Genomic DNA, 15,128 nt, shown 5'->3' on the forward strand with positions numbered 1-15,128 from the left:
GCGGCTAGTCGAGGTCGCGCAGGATGCCCTCCAGGATGCCCGGGGTGTCCTGGGGCGGCGCGGCGTCGACGCACAGCTGCTCCATGACCGCGACGTACTGCTCGACGTCCTCGCGCTTGTCGAGGTAGAGCGCGCTGGTCAGCTGCTGCAGGTAGACGACGTCGGGCAGGTCGTGGTCGGGGAAGCGGAGCAGCGAGAACGCACCGCTGTGCGCCGCGTGGCCGCCCTTGTCGAAGGGCATCACCTGCAGCGTGACCTTCGGCTGCTTGGTCGCCTTCAGCAGCGCTTCGAGCTGGCCGCGCATCACCGCCCGCCCGCCGACGGGCCGGCGCAGCGCCGCCTCGTCGACCACGGCCCACAGGTGCGGCGGCTGCTGCCGGTGCAGGATCTGCTGCCGGGTCATCCGCAGCTCGACGCGCCGGCGCACCTCGGGCTCCGGCTTGCCGCCGTGACCCAGCATGATGACGGCACGGGCGTACTCGGCGGTCTGCAGCAGACCGGGCACGAACTGCACCTCGTAGGTCCGGATGATCTGCGCGGCGGACTCCAGGCCCAGATAGGACTGGAACCAGGCCGGGTAGACGTCGCCGTACTGGTGCCACCAGCCCGGCTCGTTGGCCTGCCGGGCCAGGGCGGCCATCGCCTCCCGCTCGGCCTCGTCGGTCACCCCGTAATAGGTGAGCAGGTCGGCGACGTCACGCTCCTTGAAGCCGACCCGGCCCAGCTCCATCCGGCTGATCTTCGATTCCGAGGCCCGGATCTGCCAGCCCGCGTCCTCCCGGCTGATCCCGCGGGACTCCCGCAACCTGCGCAGCTGTGCCCCGAGCAGCATGCGCAGCACGGTAGGACCGCCGCCCGACCCACTCTCCGGGTCTGCCGCCATACGTGCGCCCTCCGCCTGCCCGCCCGTGTGCACTCCTGCGCATACTGTCGCAAAGGGAGGACGGACTGTCGAGGATCAACGGTCAAGAAAGTAGATCGTCGAAGTCACCGTCGTACACACCCAGCAGAAACGCGTTCATCTCCGCCCTCGTGTAGAGCAGCACCGGGCCCAGCGGGTCCCGCGAATGGCGTACGGCGAAACCCGACCCCCCGGGCAGCCGGCCGATCTCCACACAGTTCCCGTCAGCTCCACTGCGTACGCTCTTGCGCCACGCGATCGCGGCGAGCTCCGGTGCCCCGCCGTGCATGTGCGTCATCGCGATCCTCCGCCCCCAGAGAGAAAACGTCACCGCCCCGTGCAGACGACACGATCATCTGCACGTGCATCAGCGCTTGCTTTTGCACAGGATAGCCGTGCATCATGGGGTCGGCTAAGCGAACACAGTCAATGGAAGCGCTTCCGTCGGCCACCCCCGCGGCAGCGTTACCCCCCTCCACCTGGGCAGACGGCACGGACCCCCTCCCGGACCGGCAGGCTCAGCCTTCTCGGGATGCGGCTACCTCCCGGGCGCGTCGCGCTACGCGGTGTGACCGAAGGCGGCCTTGTCCACGGGCGTGGGGAGTCGCCGGCACGCGCGGCACGAGCCACGTTCGGATTGTTCCGCCCCACAGGAGGACACCCGATCCATGGCACCACCGAAGACGCACCCCGACTCGCGATCCGTGGCCGACGTCGTACCCACCGACGCGTACGCGCCCCACGACCGGGTCTGGGTGTACCGCGACGGCCAGTGGCGCGCCGGCATCGTCTATGAGGCCAGCAGCCACGCCGCCACCGTCATCTGCCGCTCGCCCACGGCGCGCGGCACGGAAGTCGAGATCAGAACCGCGCGCTACGTCGCCCGGCGCGACCTCATCGACCTGTCGATCGACGCGTTGAGCTACGTCTGACCCTCCTCAGGTCACCGCCGGGCGGGGATGGACAACGGTGCGAGTTGCCCTTCCCCGCCCGGCGGCGGGTCGTCCAGGACGACCGGTGACCGGTCAGCAGGTCAGCGCTTGCGGGCCATGCCCGCCCAGTAGAAGGCGCCGTTCGGGTCCGCGAGCTCGCCGTCGGGGTGCCAGGCCATGACCGGCACGACACCCGGCTCGACCAGGTCCCAGCCCTCGAAGAAGCGCGCCACGTCCGCCTTGGTGCGCGGGATCACCGTCATGCCGCCGCGCTCGGCCGAGGAGCGGATGACCTCCATCGCCTCCTCGTCGAACTCCCGGCCGGGATGGGTGATGGTCAGGTAGCTGCCCGAGGGCAGCGCGTCCATCAGCTCGCGGGTGTGGCCCCACGGGTCCTCGGCGTCCTTGAGCAGCATCAGCACGGCGACCATCATCAGCGCCACGGGCTTGCTCAGGTCCAGCGTCTGCAGCAGGGCCGGGTCGGACAGGATCTCCTGCGGCTTGCGCAAATCGGCGTGGATGTACTCGCTGCGGCCCTGCTCCGAGCTGACCAGCAGCGCCCGCGCGTGGGCCAGCACGATCGGGTCGTTGTCCACGTAGACCACCCGGGTCTCCGGCGCGACGGCCTGCGCGTCCTCGTGCAGGTTGGGCCGTGTCGGGATGCCGGTGCCGATGTCGAGGAACTGCCGGACACCCGCGTCGGCGACCAGGTAATTCACCGCGCGACCGAGGAACTTCCGGTTCTCCTTGGCCATCGTCTTGATGGTGGGGATCGCCTGGATGAAGGCGTCACCCATGGCCCGGTCCGCGGCGAAGTTGTCCTTGCCGCCCAGCCACCAGTCGTACATCCGCGCCGAGTGCGGCGTGCTCGTGTCGACGCCCGGCGGCGCGACCTCCTCGCCACCCGCACCCGGACCGCCGCCCTGCGACACTGACGCCTCCATTGACCGTCGTGGTGATGCAGCGGAAGCATAGACCCGAGCGGTCGCGTCAGGCCACACCCACAGCCACGGAAGTGCTACGCACAGATCATCAGAGTGCTCCACCCAGGACGGCCGGTTGCGCCGCGGCGGCCCTCGGGCGAGTGATCAGAGCCGGCACCTCCGCGGTGAGCGTGGCCGCGGGCCCGTCCCGGTGGTCGACAACGGACTGCAGGATCTCGCCCGCCCGCACCGCGGTCGCCGACAGCAGCGAGGACGTGATGCCGTGCGAGTGCTCCGTGCCGCCCTGCAGGTACACGCCGCAGGCCAGCTCGGCACCGGCGGCCAGGCGGTAGTCCCGCCCGGCGGCGAGGCGGCCGTCGCCGTCACGGCGCAGATGCCCGGCCAGATCCCCGAGCAGCCCCGACGGATCGGCCTGGTGGTAGCCGGTGGCGCACACCAGGATGTCCGCGTCCAGCGTGGTCTGCTCGCCGGTGAGCAGCGAGGACACCTCGACCTGGACCCGGTCGCCGTCGTCGCGCACGCCGGTCATCCGGCTCGCGTTGAGGATGCGCAGCCGCTCCTGGCCGCGCACCTTCTCCTGGTAGACGCGCCGGTAGAGGTCGTTGATGAGGTCGAGGTCGACCACCGAGTAGTTCGTGCTGCGGTGGTAGTCCAGCAGCATCTGCTTGGTCTGCGGCGGCGCGGTGAAGAAGTCGTCGACCGCGCCCGGGTCGAAGATGCGGTTGGCGAACGGGCTGTCGTCGGCCGGGCTGTAGCCGTAGCGCGAGAAGACCGCGCAGATCTCGGCCGCCGGGAAGCGCTCGTGCAGGAACGCCGTCGCCTCGGCCGCGCTCTGGCCCGCGCCGACCACCACGAGGCGCCGCGCGCCGGACCACTGGCCGACCTGGTGCAGCAGATCCTGGCTGTGCCAGACCCGCGGCGACGCCGTCACGCCGTCCGGCAGCTGCGGGGACAGGCCGGTCGCGAACACCACGTTGCGGGCCCGCAGCGCCGTCGCGGTGCGCGGGCCCTGCGCGACCACCATCAGGTGGTCGGCCCGGCCGCGCTCGTACACCGGGTGCACGTCGACTACCTCGTGCCCGTACCGGACCATGCCGCTGACCTGCGCCGCCGCCCACTCGAGGTAGTCGTGGAACTCGACCCGCAGCGGGTACAGGCTCTTGTGGTTGATGAAGTCGATCAGGCGACCGCGGCTGTGCAGGTAGCACAGGAAGCTGAACCGGCTCGCGGGGTTGCGCAGGGTCACCAGGTCCTTCATGAACGAGACCTGCATCGTGGCGTCGTCGAGCAGCATGCCCCGGTGCCAGCCGAACGCGGCCTGGCGCTCCAGGAAGACCGCGCTCACCGGTGCTGGGCTCTCCGCGGCGGCGATCGCCAGGGCCAGGTTGGACGGACCGAATCCCACGCCCACGATGTCATGGACGACGTCCCCGCCAAACGATTGTTCTGTCATTGCGGTCCCGTTCCTAAGCATCGCCGGCGCGCCTCCTCGCCAGCACTTAGGTTAGGCTAACCTACGCCATTCGCCTTGCCAATACGGGGCCGCTTTCAACGCAGGTCGTGAATGGAATTCTCATCCACCTCGATGAATTAGGCAAGGCAAACCTGAGAGACGCGCGGTCCGTGGTCACGGGGCCGCGGTCGTGCGGCGGGTCAGCCGTACAGGTGCTCCGGGACCAGGCCGAGCAGGCGGTCGGCCAGGGAAAGGTCGAACGGGACGGTGCGGCCCGGCATCGGCGCGCGCCGCGGCACCCCGGGGTGGAAGCGGTCGAGCAGCTCCTCGGTCGGCAGCGCGGCCAGCGTGATCGGGGCCGCCACGAAGATCTCATGAGCGCCGGACAGCGGACGGGTCAGCGCCAGCCAGTTCGCCTTCGCCGCGTCCCGGTCCTCCAGGTACGCCCACAGGGACCGGGCGCCCTGCACCGGGTCGGCGCGGTAGTGCGAGGCGAACGTGGGCAGCCGCTCGGTCATGCCGCCCAGCAGCGGGAACCGCAGCGTCACCACGGTCATGCCGTAGCGGCGCGCGATCATCTGGCCGATCTGCTCGTCGACCTGCTTGCTCAGTGCGTACGGGTCGGCGGCCAGCAGCGGGTGCGCCTCGTCGACGGGCAGGTAGAGCGGGGCGATCGGCTGCGGCGACCAGGCGAAGCCCAGCGCGGATTGGCTGCCGGCCAGCACGGCCCGGGTCACCCCGGCCTGCGCCGCCTCCTCCAGCACCACGAACGTGCTGCGGGTGTTGCCGCAGAACACGTCCTCCGGCGTGCCGAGCGTCGGCGACGGGATCGCCGCGCAGTGCACCACCGCGTCCACCCCGGCCAGCGCCTCACGGACCGCCTTCACGTCGCCCGTGTCACCGACGACGACCCGCGCCGCGGGCAGGTCACCGGGATCGTGCAGGTCGAGCGCCGTGACGGCGACCCCCTCCCGGGCGAGCAGTTCGAGCGTGGCCCGCCCGAGGCGCCCTGCCGCCCCGGTCACCAACACGCGATTCACCGACGCCACCGTCCGACCCCACTGCGAATAATCACGACACCGTTCTACCCCGCACCCTCCCCCACCCCGCACTCGGCCACCCAGAAATGGATCTAGGAGAGTTGTGCTCGTGCCGGCGACTGTCGTGCCAGCGACCACAACTCTTCTAGATCCAGATGCGAGGACGGGCACCGGCCGGCACGCACGGCGCTAATTGGGATAAAGCGCCCATCGGTCGACGCGGGCGGGCATTGGTCCAGGCGTGGCATGCTTGGCAGTCCGACCATTGAACAAGGAGTACACGTGTCGACTGGCGAGGCCGTACAGGCCGCCCCGGCACGGCGGTCCCTGCGACCGCTGCTGTTCGGCCTGACCGTGACCACCGTGCTGGGCCTGCTGTTCGGCGTGCCCTGGTGGACGCTGCTGCTGGCCGGCACGCACTGGCCGACCCCCGTGGTAGCCGCCGGCACCGCCGTGTTCGCCATGGCGGCGCTGGCCTTCCCCGTGCTGATGTTCCAGGGCCACGCCCGCGGCAAGGACTGGGCGTCCCGGATCGCCGACACCACGCTCGGCGTGATGTGGGTGCTGTTCGTGTGGGCGCTGCTCGGCAACGTGCTGCGGGCCGCGCTGGCGTTCGGTGGCGTCGCCGACCCGCTGCGTTCCCGGATCACCGCCGCCGCGGTCGCGGTGGTCGCCCTGGTCCTGGTCCTCTGGGGGTACGCCGAAGCCATGCGCGTGCCTCGCGTGCGCCGCGTCGAGGTGGTCCTGCCCCGGCTGGGCAAGGGCCTCGACGGCCTGAAGGTCGTCCTGCTGACCGACACGCACTACGGCCCGATCGAGCGCTCCCGCTGGTCAGCAGGGGTGACCAGAGCGGTCAACGCGCTGGACCCCGACATCGTCTGCCACACCGGCGACATCGCCGACGGCACCGTGGCGCAGCGGACCGCGCAGGCCGCGCCGCTCGGCGACATCCGCGCCAAGCTGGCCCGCACCTACGTGACCGGCAACCACGAGTACTACGGCGAGGCCGAGGGCTGGCTCGCGCACATGCAGCACCTGGGCTGGGAGTGCCTGCACAACCGCCACCTGGTGGTGGAGCGCGGCGGCGACCGCCTGGTCGTGGCCGGGGTCGACGACATCACCGCGTCGCACTCGCGCACGGGTCACTCCATGGACCACGCGGCCGCCCTCGCCGGGACCGACCCCGACCTGCCGGTGCTGCTGCTCGCCCACCAGCCCAAGCAGATCGACACGGCCGTCACGCACGGCGTCGACCTGCAGATCTCCGGCCACACCCACGGCGGCCAGATCTGGCCGTTCCACTACCTGGTGCGCCTGGACCAGCCCGCCGTGCAGGGCCTGTCCCGCCACGGCGCGCGCACGCAGCTCTACACCAGCCGCGGCACCGGCTTCTGGGGCCCGCCGCTGCGCGTCTTCGCCCCCAGCGAGATCACCGAACTCACCCTCCGCACCGCCTGACCCCGGTCCCGCCCGCTCCGCACGGCCCACGCCGGCCAAGATCGCAAGTCCGATGATCAAGGCCGCGCCGCGCGGGGCGGGGCGGGGCGGGGCGGGGTCAGGAGTCGGTTTCGGCTTCACGGCGGGCTTTGGCGCGGCGTTTGCCCTCGTGCATGGCCTGGACGCGGGCGATGGGGATGGTGTGGCCCTCCGCGATCAGGTCGGCGGGCAGGGTCTGCGGGGCGGGCATCAGGTCGGCCCACGGGTCGGTCTTGGCGACCAGGTCGGGCACGGTGCGCATGGTGAAGTCGGCGGGCTTGACGCTGTCCAGGTCCGCCCAGGACACCGGGAAGGACACCGGCAGGCCGGGCCGGATGCGCGGGCTGTAGACGGCGACGACCGTCGCGCCTCCGGAGCGGGTGGCGTCGAGGAAGACCTTGCCGTGCCGGTCCTCGCGGATGAACGCGGTGGTGGCGAGCTGCGGGTCGAGCCGTTCGGCACGGGCGGCCACGGCCCGGGTCGCCGCGGCGACCTCCTCCGGGTCGGCCTTGCCGTCGAGCGGCACGAACACGTGCACGCCCTTGCTGCCGCTGGTCTTGACCGCGCCGTCGAGCCCGCAGTCGGCCAGTGCCTGGCGCACGAGCAGCGCGCCCTGCACCGCCTTGCCGAAGGTGTCGTCGCCCTCCGGCGGGTCGAGGTCGAGGATCAGGTGGGTCGGTGACAGCGGGGACTCGACCAGGGACAGCGCCGCGTGATACTCCACGGCCCGCTGGTTGGCGAACCAGATCAGCGTGCGCCGGTCGTTGCCCAGGGCGTACGTCACCTCGCGGTGCGACGCCTCGGCCCAGACCGCGGCCCGCGGCACCCAGTCGGGTGTGTACTTGGGCAGGTTCTTCTGCATGAACGCCGGCTGACCGGGGCGGATCCGGATCACGGACAGGGCCCGGTCCCGCAGCGCGGGGATGATCCGCTCATGTACCGCGTCCAGGTAGTCCACCAGGTCGCGTTTGGTCGCCCCGGACTCGTCGAACAGGGGCTGGTCGAGGTTGGTCAGCGCCACCCCGTCGCGGGTCTCACCGTCTTTCGGCATGTGATCACCATTACCCGACGGTGGCCGCGCGTCAACGCGAGTACGGAAAACGGGGTGGACATCCGTCCACCCCGTTCGCCGTCAGCGGGTCACTTCGCGGGGGCGCGCTTGACCTCGGTCGCCGGGTCGCCGTCGACCGCCGCGGCCAGCTGCGGCACCAGGCCGTCGAGCAGGTACGGCAGGCTCAGCGGGGTGATGAACGAGGTGGCGCCGCCGAGCAGCTCGCCGTTCTCCAGGAACACCTCGCGGGCCTGGGTCTTGACGTCGAGCTTGGCGTACAGCGGGTCGGCGTGGATCTTGGCCTTGTCGGCGTCGTGCTTGTCCACCAGCCAGATCATCACGTCGGTGTCGAGCAGGTCGGTGCGCTCCCGGCTGATGCTCTTGCCGAACTCCTTGCCGGTGATCGCGTCCAGGCCGTCGGGCATCTTGAAGCCGAGGTCCTGCAGCAGGCGGCCGCGCGGATCCTGCGCGCCGTAAACGTAGTAGCCCTCCCACTGCGTCGCGACGAGCGCGGTGGCCCCGGCGAACTTCGGGTTGGCGGCCTTGGCCGCGGCGAACTCGGCCTCGACGTCGGCGACGACCTTCTCGGCCTGCTCCTTGCGCCCGACGGCGGTGCCGACGATGCGGGTGGCCTGCTGCCAGGAGACGCCGTAGTCGATGGTGTCCTTGGGCTGGGCGAGCGTCGGCGCGATCTTCGACAGGGTGGCGTAGTCCTCGGCGGTGAGGTTCGAGTACAGGCCCACGATCAGGTCGGGGCGCAGCGCGGCGACCTTCTCGAACTTGATGCCGTCCGTGTTGGTCAGCACCTCGGGCTTGGCCGCGGAGCCGAGCTCGTCGCTCGCCCAGGGCCAGACCGCACCGGGGTGGCCGCCGAACCACTCGGTGGTGGCGACCGGCACGACGCCCAGTGCCAGCAGGGCGTCCTGCTCGACGAGGCCGACCACGACGACCCGCTTGGGCTGGGCCTTGAGCTCGGTGGTGCCGTACTTGTGCTCGATCGCGACGGGGAAGGCCGCCGAGGTCGCGCCCTGGCTGCCGGAGGTGCCGGACGGCTCCTGGCCGGTGCCGCACGCGGCGAGGCCGAGGCCGAGGATCACCGCGGTGGCGGTGGCCGTCAGCGTACGGACGGGAGAGAGAAGCCGCACGGTTGGTCCTTTCTGTGCTGGTGGGAGCCGCCCCCTGGCAGGTCCCGGCGAGGAGCATAGGTTAGCCTCGCCTAATCTCAAACACGGGGTTGATACGAGGAGCGGTGATGACCCAGACGACCGGCGTGCTGCCCGCGCCGCACGCGGCCGAGCCGGTCCGTGCGCCGCGCGCGGGCCACGCCTGGCGCCGCGCCGGGCTGGTGCTCGGCGTGCTCGCGCTGGCCTGCGTGCTCGCGCTGAGCATCGCGGTCGGCAGCCGCACCATCCCGCTCGACACGGTGTGGCACGTGCTCTGGCACGACGACGGCTCCGCGCAGTCGGACATCGTCCACCAGCTGCGTATCCCCCGCACGCTGCTCGGCCTCGGCGTCGGCGCGGCGCTCGGGCTGGCCGGCGCGCTGATGCAGGCGCTCACCCGCAACCCGCTGGCCGAGCCCGGCCTGCTCGGGGTGAACCTGGGCGCGTCCTCGGGCGTCGTCGTCGCGATCGCCTTCCTCGGCCTGACCTCGCCCAGCGCGTACGTGTGGTTCGCCTTCGGCGGCGCGGCGCTGACCGCGACGGCCGTGTTCGCCCTCGGCGGGTCCGGCCGCTTCCCCACCCCGGAACGCCAGGTGCTGGCCGGGGTGTCCATCACGGCCGTGCTCGGCGCGCTGGTCTGGGCGGTGCTGGTCACCAACCGCGGCACGTTCGACCGCTACCGGCACTGGGACGTCGGCTCGCTGGCCGATCGCGACAGCGACACCCTGCTGCGCGTCGCGCCGTTCCTGATCGCCGGTGTCCTGCTCACGCTGACCCTGGGCGGCCGGCTCAACGCGTTGAGCATGGGTGACGGGGCCGCCACCGCGCTCGGCGCGCACCCGGGCCGCATCCGCGTGCTCGGCGTCGTCGCGATCACGCTGCTGTGCGGCGCGGCCACCGCCGCCTGCGGCCCGATCTGGTTCCTCGGGCTGGCCGTGCCGTACATCGCGCGGCTGGTCACCGGACCCGACCACCGCTGGATCCTCGCCTACTCCGTGGTCCTCGGCCCGATCCTGCTGCTGGGCGCGGACGTGCTCGGGCGGGTGCTGACCGCACCGTCGGAACTGCAGGTCGGCATCGTCACCGCGTTCCTCGGCGCGCCGGTCTTCATCGCCCTGTGCCGCCGCCGAAAGCTGGGTGCCCTGTGAACATCATCACCGAACCTGCGCCGGACACCACGTCGAGCGCGAGCACGAGCGACGCCCAGGCCACCGACCGGCGTCCAGCCACGACGGTCTCGTCGACCGGGCGCTCCCGCCGCCGCGCGCGGCAGTTCGTACTGCGCACCCCGGGTGGCACGCTGTCACTGCGGGTTCGGACCCGCGCCTTGCTCGTGGGCGCCGTGCTGATGCTCGCGGCGGCCGCGATCGCCGTGGTCAACCTGTCCAGCGGGGACTTCCCGATCCCCGTCGGCGACGTGCTCCGCAGCCTCGTCGGGCAGGGCGACCCCGGCACCGACTTCATCGTGCACGAACTGCGGCTGCCCCGTGCCCTGGTGGCGCTGCTGGTCGGCGCGGCGCTGGGCGCGAGCGGCGCGGTGTTCCAGGGCCTGACCCGCAACCCGCTGGGCAGCCCCGACTTCGTCGGCATGACGGTCGGTGCGGCCACCGGCGCGCTCGTGGTGATCCTGCTGCTGGACGGCAGCGGCCTGCAGGTCGCGCTGGGCGCGATCGTCGGCTGTGTACTCACCTCGATCGCCATCTACCTGCTCGCGTTCCAGCGCGGCACCCAGGCGTTCCGCCTGATCCTGATGGGCGTCGGGGTGTCCGCGCTGCTGGAGGCGCTGAACTCGTACCTCATCGTGAAGGGCCGCCTCGACGAGGCGCTCGCCGCGCAGGTCTGGCTCATCGGCAGCCTCGGCGGCCGTGGCTGGACCGAGGTGACCATCGTCGCGATCACGCTCGCCGCGCTGCTGCCCGTGGTCCTCTACTACGGCCGCCACCTGAACATGCTGGCGCTGGGCGACGACACCGCGACCCTGCACGGCGTAAGCGTCGAGCGCAGCCGGGCCGTGCTCGCCCTGGCCAGCGTGGGGCTGGCCGCGGGCGCGACCGCCGCCGCCGGTCCGATCGCGTTCGTGGCGCTGGCCGCGCCGCAGCTCGCCGCGCGGCTGACCCGCTCCCCCGGGCCGGGCATCCTGCCCGCGGCGGCGATGGGCGCGGCGCTGCTGGCCGGCAGCGACTGGGCCGCCCAGCGCGTGCTGCCCGACAACGACATCCCCGCCGGCGTGGTCACCGCCGCGATCGGCGGGCTCTACCTGACCTGGCTGCTGGCCCGCGAATGGCGGCGCGGCCGATGAGCACGAAGGAGCACGCGATGCAGGCACGGCTGCGGGCGCAGGACCTGACCCTGGCGTACGACCGCCGGGTGGTGGCCCGCGACCTCGGCGTCGAGATCGCCGACGGTTCGTTCACGGTCATCGTCGGCCCCAACGCCTGCGGCAAATCCACCCTGCTCAAGGCCCTCGCGCGGGTGCTGAAGCCGCAGGCGGGCACCGTCTACCTGGACGGCGCGGCGATAGCCTCGCTGCCCTCCAAACAGGTCGCCAAGCAGCTGGGCATGCTGCCCCAGTCACCGGTGGTGCCCGCCGGGATCGTGGTCGAGGACCTCGTCGCCCGGGGCCGGTTCGCCCACCAGCGTCTGCTGCGCCAGTGGTCCGCCGACGACGAGGCCGCCGTGCGCGACGCGATGGCCGTGACCGAGGTGTCCGATCTGGCCGACCGGTTCGTCGACGAGCTGTCCGGCGGGCAGCGCCAGCGCGTCTGGCTGGCCGTCGCGCTGGCTCAGCAGACGCCGATCCTGCTGCTGGACGAGCCGACCACGTTCCTGGACCTGGCGCACCAGTTCGAGGTCCTCGACCTGTGCGCCGAGCTGCACGAGCAGGGCCGCACCGTGGTCGCCGTGCTGCACGACCTCAACCAGGCCTGCCGCTACGCCACCGACCTGATCGTCATGCGCGGCGGCGAGATCGTCGCCCAGGGCACGCCCGAGACGGTGATGACAGCCGACCTGGTCGAACACGTCTTCGGCGTCGCCAGCCAAGTGATCACCGACCCCCAGACGGGCACCCCGATGGTCGTACCCGCCGATCGCCACCGCCGCCGCACCACCCGCCCCCCGCAGCCGATCGCGTCCGCCTAGCCCCCGTCGCAACTTTTCAAGACTCGCGGCCTCCTAGCGCTTCAGAGGCCGCGAGTCTTTAAAAGTTGCCGCTCGGGTCAGGCCAGGGCGGGCGAGGTGAGTCGGGTTAGGGAGTGGGCGATCTCGCCGGCGCGGACGGCGGTGTTGGACAGGAGGGTCGAGCTGATGCCGTGGGTGTGCTCGGTCGGGCCCTGGACGTAGATGCCGCAGCGGACGTCGCCGGTGGTGGCGACCCGATAGTCGCGCTCGACCTGCAGCTGACCGTCGTCGCGGCGGGCGCAGTGCTCGCCCAGCTCGCCGAGCAGCTGCAGCGGGTCGCTGCTGCGGTAGCCGGTCGCGCAGACCACGGCGTCGGCCTCCAGCACGGTGCGCTCGCCGGTGGGCAGGAACTCCACCACGACCCGCACCCGGTCGGCCTCCTCGGCCAGCTCGGCGAACACCGCGCACACCTCGGCCTGCGGGAACGTCCGGTGCAGGTGGTCGGCGGCCTCCGCGCCGGACTGGCCGGCGCCGATGACCAGCACGCGGCGCGGGTCACGCAGCCCGGGCAGGCGGCGCAGCAGGTCACTGCTCGAACCGCTGCTGCTTCTCCAGGAAGTCCGCGTCCACCGGACGGTCCAGCTCGCGCAACGCGATGGCCAGGGCCAGGTTGGAAGGGCCGAAGCCGATCCCTGCGAGATCGTGGAGATGTGCGTCCGACGTGGACATATGACCCCTTCCGTGTGCGGCCCCCGAAGATTACATTAGGGTTACCTTAGCAAGGTAAGCCTTGCCTTTCGGTTCGCGTCAGCGGGCCGCGACGGTTCAGTGTTCCGGTCCAGAGGAGGGCACCCATGCGGGTCGCGATGTTCGGTTACCAGACCTGGGGGCACCGCACGCTCCAGGCGCTGCTGGAGGCGCCAGACCTCGAGGTCGTCCTCGTCGTCACGCATCCCAGGAGCGACCACGCGTACGAGCGGATCTGGAGCGACTCCGTGGCCGACCTCGCCACCGAGCACGGCGTGCCCGTGCTGATCCGCGAGCGCCCCGACGACGAGGAGCTGATGGCGGCCCTCAAGGAGGCCGACCTCGACGTCATCGTGGCCACCAACTGGCGCACCTGGATCCCGCCGCAGGTCTTCAACCTGCCCCGGCACGGCACCCTCAACATCCACGACTCGCTGCTGCCGAAGTACGCCGGCTTCTCCCCGCTGATCTGGGCGCTGCTCAACGACGAGCCCGAGGTCGGCGTGACCGCGCACATGATGGACGACACCCTCGACGCCGGTGACATCGTGCTGCAGCGCTCGGTGCCGGTCGGGCCGCGCGACACCACCGCCGACCTGTTCCACAAGACCCTCGCCCTGTTCGGGCCGCTGACGGTCGACGGGCTGCGCCTGATCGCGTCGGGCCGCACCGACTGGACGCCGCAGGACCGCTCGCAGGCCAGTTTCTTCCACAAGCGCGCCGACGAGGACCTGCGCATCGACTGGACGTGGACCGCACAGGAGCTGGACCGCCTGGTCCGCGCCCAGTGCGACCCGTACCCGAACGCCTACACCTACTACCGCGGTCAGCGCATCCGGGTGCTCAAGGCCTCGGTCTCGCAGGCCGTCTACGGCGGCACACCCGGCCGGATCTTCTACCGCGAAGGCGACGGCGTCGCCATCGTCGCGGGCGCCGATGCCCGGCGCGGCAGGAGCAAGGGCCTGGTCATCGAGCGGGTACGCCTCGACGACGGCACCGAGCTGGCGGCCACCGAGCTGTTCCGGACCATGGGCGGTTACCTGGGACACTCCCCGTCATGACCGAACTGACCGAGCTGCTGTCCGAACTCGTCCGCGTCCCGAGCGTCGGCGGCTCGCCGCACGAGGCGGGCATCCAGGCGATGCTGGCCGACTGGATGCGCGCCGAGGGCCTCGACGTCGACCTATGGGAGCTGCCGCTGCCGGAGCTGACCGCCCAGCCGGCCTTCCCCGGCATGGAGGTCCCCCGGGAGCGGGCGTACGGGCTGGTCGGGCGGCTGCCCGGCACCGGCGGCGGCCGGTCGTTGATGTTCAACGGGCACGTCGACGTGGTGCCGCCCGGTGACCTCGCCGCCTGGACGGACGACCCGTACAGCGGCCGGGTCGACGGCGACCGCCTCTACGGCCGGGGCGCCTGCGACATGAAGGGCGGCCTGGTCGCAGCGCTGCTCGCAGTCCGCGAGCTGAAGCGCGACCGTCCCCGCGGCGACGTGCTGATCGCGTGCGTGGCCGGTGAGGAGGACGGCGGGCTGGGCACGTACGGCCTGCTGGACCGGGGGTGGCGGGCCGACGCGTGCGTCATCCCGGAGCCCACCGGCCTGGCCGTGGTGCCCGCCAACGCGGGCGCGCTGACGTTCCGGCTGCGCGTGCCGGGTGTGTCGGCGCACGCGTCCCGGCGCACCGCGGGCGTCAGCGCGGTGGAGAAGTTCCTGCCCGTCTTCACCGCGCTGCGGGAACTGGAGGCGGCCCGCAACCGCGACGTCGACCCGCTGATGAAGCGCTGGGACGTGCCGTACGCGCTGGAGATCGGCACCGTGCACGCGGGCGACTGGTCGTCGTCGGTGCCCGATGTGCTGGTCGCCGAGGGCCGCTTCGGCGTCGCCCTCGGCGAGTCCGCGCAGCAGGCCAAGGCGGCGCTCGAAGCGGCCGTCGGCAAGGCGTGCGCCGCGGACCCGTGGCTGGCCGAGCACCCGGTCACCGTCGAGTGGTGGGGTGGGCAGTTCCTGCCCGGCCGCAACCCCGACCCGGCGTTCACCGCGGCCGTCGTCGGGGCCACCGGGGTCACGCCCGAGCAGTGGGGCGCGCCATACGGCAGCGACCTGCGGCTGCTCGCCGGGGCGGGCATCCCCACGGTCCAGTACGGACCCGGCTCGATCGAGCTGGCCCACGCCCCCGACGAGTACGTGCCGGTCTCGGAGGTGGTCGCGGCCCGCGCCACCCTCACCCGGCTCGCCGCGGCGCACTGCGCCTGACCGAAGCACACCCGGCCCGCCCGCGGCGGCGCACCGGCACCGGCCTGCTG

16 protein-coding genes are annotated in these 15,128 nt (G+C 71.9%); 7 read left to right on the forward strand and 9 right to left on the reverse strand.

The features are described from left to right. Positions 1–4: 4 nt before the first annotated feature. Both HAV39_RS01035 and HAV39_RS01040 read right to left on the reverse strand, forming a co-directional pair. The gene (locus HAV39_RS01035) at positions 5–883 is read right to left on the reverse strand and encodes a helix-turn-helix domain-containing protein (protein ID WP_191837236.1); all 879 of its coding nucleotides are present in this window, start codon (positions 881–883) and stop codon (positions 5–7) included. An 82-nt stretch (positions 884–965) separates the two neighbouring features. Then, positions 966–1,199, reverse strand: a complete 234-nt coding sequence (locus tag HAV39_RS01040) for a DUF397 domain-containing protein (protein WP_191837237.1) — start codon at positions 1,197–1,199, stop codon at positions 966–968. Between the two features lie 370 nt (positions 1,200–1,569). Between HAV39_RS01040 and HAV39_RS01045 the strand changes: the two genes are divergently transcribed. Next, positions 1,570–1,833, forward strand: coding sequence for a hypothetical protein (locus HAV39_RS01045; RefSeq protein WP_191837238.1), 264 nt, complete (start codon positions 1,570–1,572; stop codon positions 1,831–1,833). 101 nt (positions 1,834–1,934) lie between these two features. Here the strand turns inward: HAV39_RS01045 and HAV39_RS01050 are convergent, their stop codons facing one another. The 3 genes from HAV39_RS01050 to HAV39_RS01060 form a co-directional block, all read right to left on the reverse strand. Then, a complete protein-coding gene (locus HAV39_RS01050; RefSeq protein WP_191837239.1) occupies positions 1,935–2,777 on the reverse strand; it encodes an SAM-dependent methyltransferase in 843 nt (280 codons plus the stop codon). An 88-nt stretch (positions 2,778–2,865) separates the two neighbouring features. Then, a complete protein-coding gene (locus HAV39_RS01055; protein ID WP_191837240.1) occupies positions 2,866–4,230 on the reverse strand; it encodes a lysine N(6)-hydroxylase/L-ornithine N(5)-oxygenase family protein in 1,365 nt (454 codons plus the stop codon). Between the two features lie 200 nt (positions 4,231–4,430). Next, complete coding sequence (locus HAV39_RS01060) at positions 4,431–5,270, reverse strand: NAD-dependent epimerase/dehydratase family protein (RefSeq protein ID WP_203736444.1); 840 nt, start codon at positions 5,268–5,270, stop codon at positions 4,431–4,433. 282 nt (positions 5,271–5,552) lie between these two features. Here HAV39_RS01060 and HAV39_RS01065 point away from each other — a divergent pair, with 282 nt between their 5' ends. Next, on the forward strand, positions 5,553–6,728 hold the full coding sequence (locus tag HAV39_RS01065) for a metallophosphoesterase (protein ID WP_223124388.1): 1,176 nt from the start codon (positions 5,553–5,555) through the stop codon (positions 6,726–6,728). A 97-nt stretch (positions 6,729–6,825) separates the two neighbouring features. Here HAV39_RS01065 and HAV39_RS01070 read toward each other — a convergent pair whose 3' ends face one another. Together HAV39_RS01070 and HAV39_RS01075 are read right to left on the reverse strand one after the other, a co-directional pair. Beyond that, positions 6,826–7,797: a DNA polymerase domain-containing protein gene (locus tag HAV39_RS01070; protein ID WP_191837242.1), complete on the reverse strand. Its 972-nt coding sequence runs from the start codon at positions 7,795–7,797 to the stop codon at positions 6,826–6,828. An 89-nt stretch (positions 7,798–7,886) separates the two neighbouring features. Further along, the gene (locus tag HAV39_RS01075) at positions 7,887–8,942 is read right to left on the reverse strand and encodes an iron-siderophore ABC transporter substrate-binding protein (protein WP_191837243.1); all 1,056 of its coding nucleotides are present in this window, start codon (positions 8,940–8,942) and stop codon (positions 7,887–7,889) included. A gap of 107 nt (positions 8,943–9,049) precedes the next feature. Here HAV39_RS01075 and HAV39_RS01080 point away from each other — a divergent pair, with 107 nt between their 5' ends. The 3 genes from HAV39_RS01080 to HAV39_RS01090 all read left to right on the forward strand — a co-directional run bounded on the left by HAV39_RS01080 (position 9,050) and on the right by HAV39_RS01090 (position 12,101). Then, positions 9,050–10,108, forward strand: coding sequence for a FecCD family ABC transporter permease (locus HAV39_RS01080; protein ID WP_191837244.1), 1,059 nt, complete (start codon positions 9,050–9,052; stop codon positions 10,106–10,108). A 131-nt stretch (positions 10,109–10,239) separates the two neighbouring features. Then, positions 10,240–11,259 carry a FecCD family ABC transporter permease gene (locus HAV39_RS01085; protein WP_308440901.1) on the forward strand — a complete coding sequence of 340 codons (1,020 nt, stop codon included), beginning with the start codon at positions 10,240–10,242 and terminating at the stop codon, positions 11,257–11,259. A gap of 17 nt (positions 11,260–11,276) precedes the next feature. Further along, the gene (locus tag HAV39_RS01090; RefSeq protein WP_203736450.1) at positions 11,277–12,101 is read left to right on the forward strand and encodes an ABC transporter ATP-binding protein; all 825 of its coding nucleotides are present in this window, start codon (positions 11,277–11,279) and stop codon (positions 12,099–12,101) included. A gap of 77 nt (positions 12,102–12,178) precedes the next feature. On the opposite strand, the gene HAV39_RS01095 is transcribed toward HAV39_RS01090, so the two are convergent. Both HAV39_RS01095 and HAV39_RS42465 read right to left on the reverse strand, forming a co-directional pair. Beyond that, positions 12,179–12,625: a hypothetical protein gene (locus HAV39_RS01095; RefSeq protein WP_191837246.1), complete on the reverse strand. Its 447-nt coding sequence runs from the start codon at positions 12,623–12,625 to the stop codon at positions 12,179–12,181. Positions 12,626–12,665: 40 nt separating this feature from the next. Then, the gene (locus HAV39_RS42465) at positions 12,666–12,809 is read right to left on the reverse strand and encodes a SidA/IucD/PvdA family monooxygenase (RefSeq protein WP_191837247.1); all 144 of its coding nucleotides are present in this window, start codon (positions 12,807–12,809) and stop codon (positions 12,666–12,668) included. A 125-nt stretch (positions 12,810–12,934) separates the two neighbouring features. Between HAV39_RS42465 and HAV39_RS01105 the strand changes: the two genes are divergently transcribed. Next, positions 12,935–13,888, forward strand: coding sequence for a methionyl-tRNA formyltransferase (locus HAV39_RS01105; RefSeq protein ID WP_191837248.1), 954 nt, complete (start codon positions 12,935–12,937; stop codon positions 13,886–13,888). Beyond that, complete coding sequence (locus tag HAV39_RS01110; RefSeq protein ID WP_191837249.1) at positions 13,885–15,078, forward strand: ArgE/DapE family deacylase; 1,194 nt, start codon at positions 13,885–13,887, stop codon at positions 15,076–15,078. The genes HAV39_RS01105 and HAV39_RS01110 overlap by 4 nt, the downstream gene beginning before the upstream one ends. Positions 15,079–15,128 lie beyond the last annotated feature (50 nt).

The sequence above is a fragment of the Catellatospora chokoriensis genome (genome assembly GCF_011297315.1).
Classification (GTDB): Bacteria; Actinomycetota; Actinomycetes; order Mycobacteriales; family Micromonosporaceae; genus Catellatospora; species Catellatospora citrea.

Excerpts from the sequence above, each read along its gene's own strand:
- HAV39_RS01035 (WP_191837236.1), bottom strand. The coding sequence starts at position 883 with ATGGCGGCAGACCCGGAGAGTGGGTCGGGCGGCGGTCCTACCGTGCTG.
- HAV39_RS01040 (WP_191837237.1), bottom strand. The coding sequence starts at position 1,199 with ATGACGCACATGCACGGCGGGGCACCGGAGCTCGCCGCGATCGCGTGG.
- HAV39_RS01045 (WP_191837238.1), top strand. The coding sequence starts at position 1,570 with ATGGCACCACCGAAGACGCACCCCGACTCGCGATCCGTGGCCGACGTC.
- HAV39_RS01050 (WP_191837239.1), bottom strand. The coding sequence starts at position 2,777 with ATGGAGGCGTCAGTGTCGCAGGGCGGCGGTCCGGGTGCGGGTGGCGAG.
- HAV39_RS01055 (WP_191837240.1), bottom strand. The coding sequence starts at position 4,230 with ATGACAGAACAATCGTTTGGCGGGGACGTCGTCCATGACATCGTGGGC.
- HAV39_RS01070 (WP_191837242.1), bottom strand. The coding sequence starts at position 7,797 with ATGCCGAAAGACGGTGAGACCCGCGACGGGGTGGCGCTGACCAACCTC.
- HAV39_RS01080 (WP_191837244.1), top strand. The coding sequence starts at position 9,050 with ATGACCCAGACGACCGGCGTGCTGCCCGCGCCGCACGCGGCCGAGCCG.
- HAV39_RS01090 (WP_203736450.1), top strand. The coding sequence starts at position 11,277 with ATGCAGGCACGGCTGCGGGCGCAGGACCTGACCCTGGCGTACGACCGC.
- HAV39_RS42465 (WP_191837247.1), bottom strand. The coding sequence starts at position 12,809 with ATGTCCACGTCGGACGCACATCTCCACGATCTCGCAGGGATCGGCTTC.
- HAV39_RS01105 (WP_191837248.1), top strand. The coding sequence starts at position 12,935 with ATGCGGGTCGCGATGTTCGGTTACCAGACCTGGGGGCACCGCACGCTC.
- HAV39_RS01110 (WP_191837249.1), top strand. The coding sequence starts at position 13,885 with ATGACCGAACTGACCGAGCTGCTGTCCGAACTCGTCCGCGTCCCGAGC.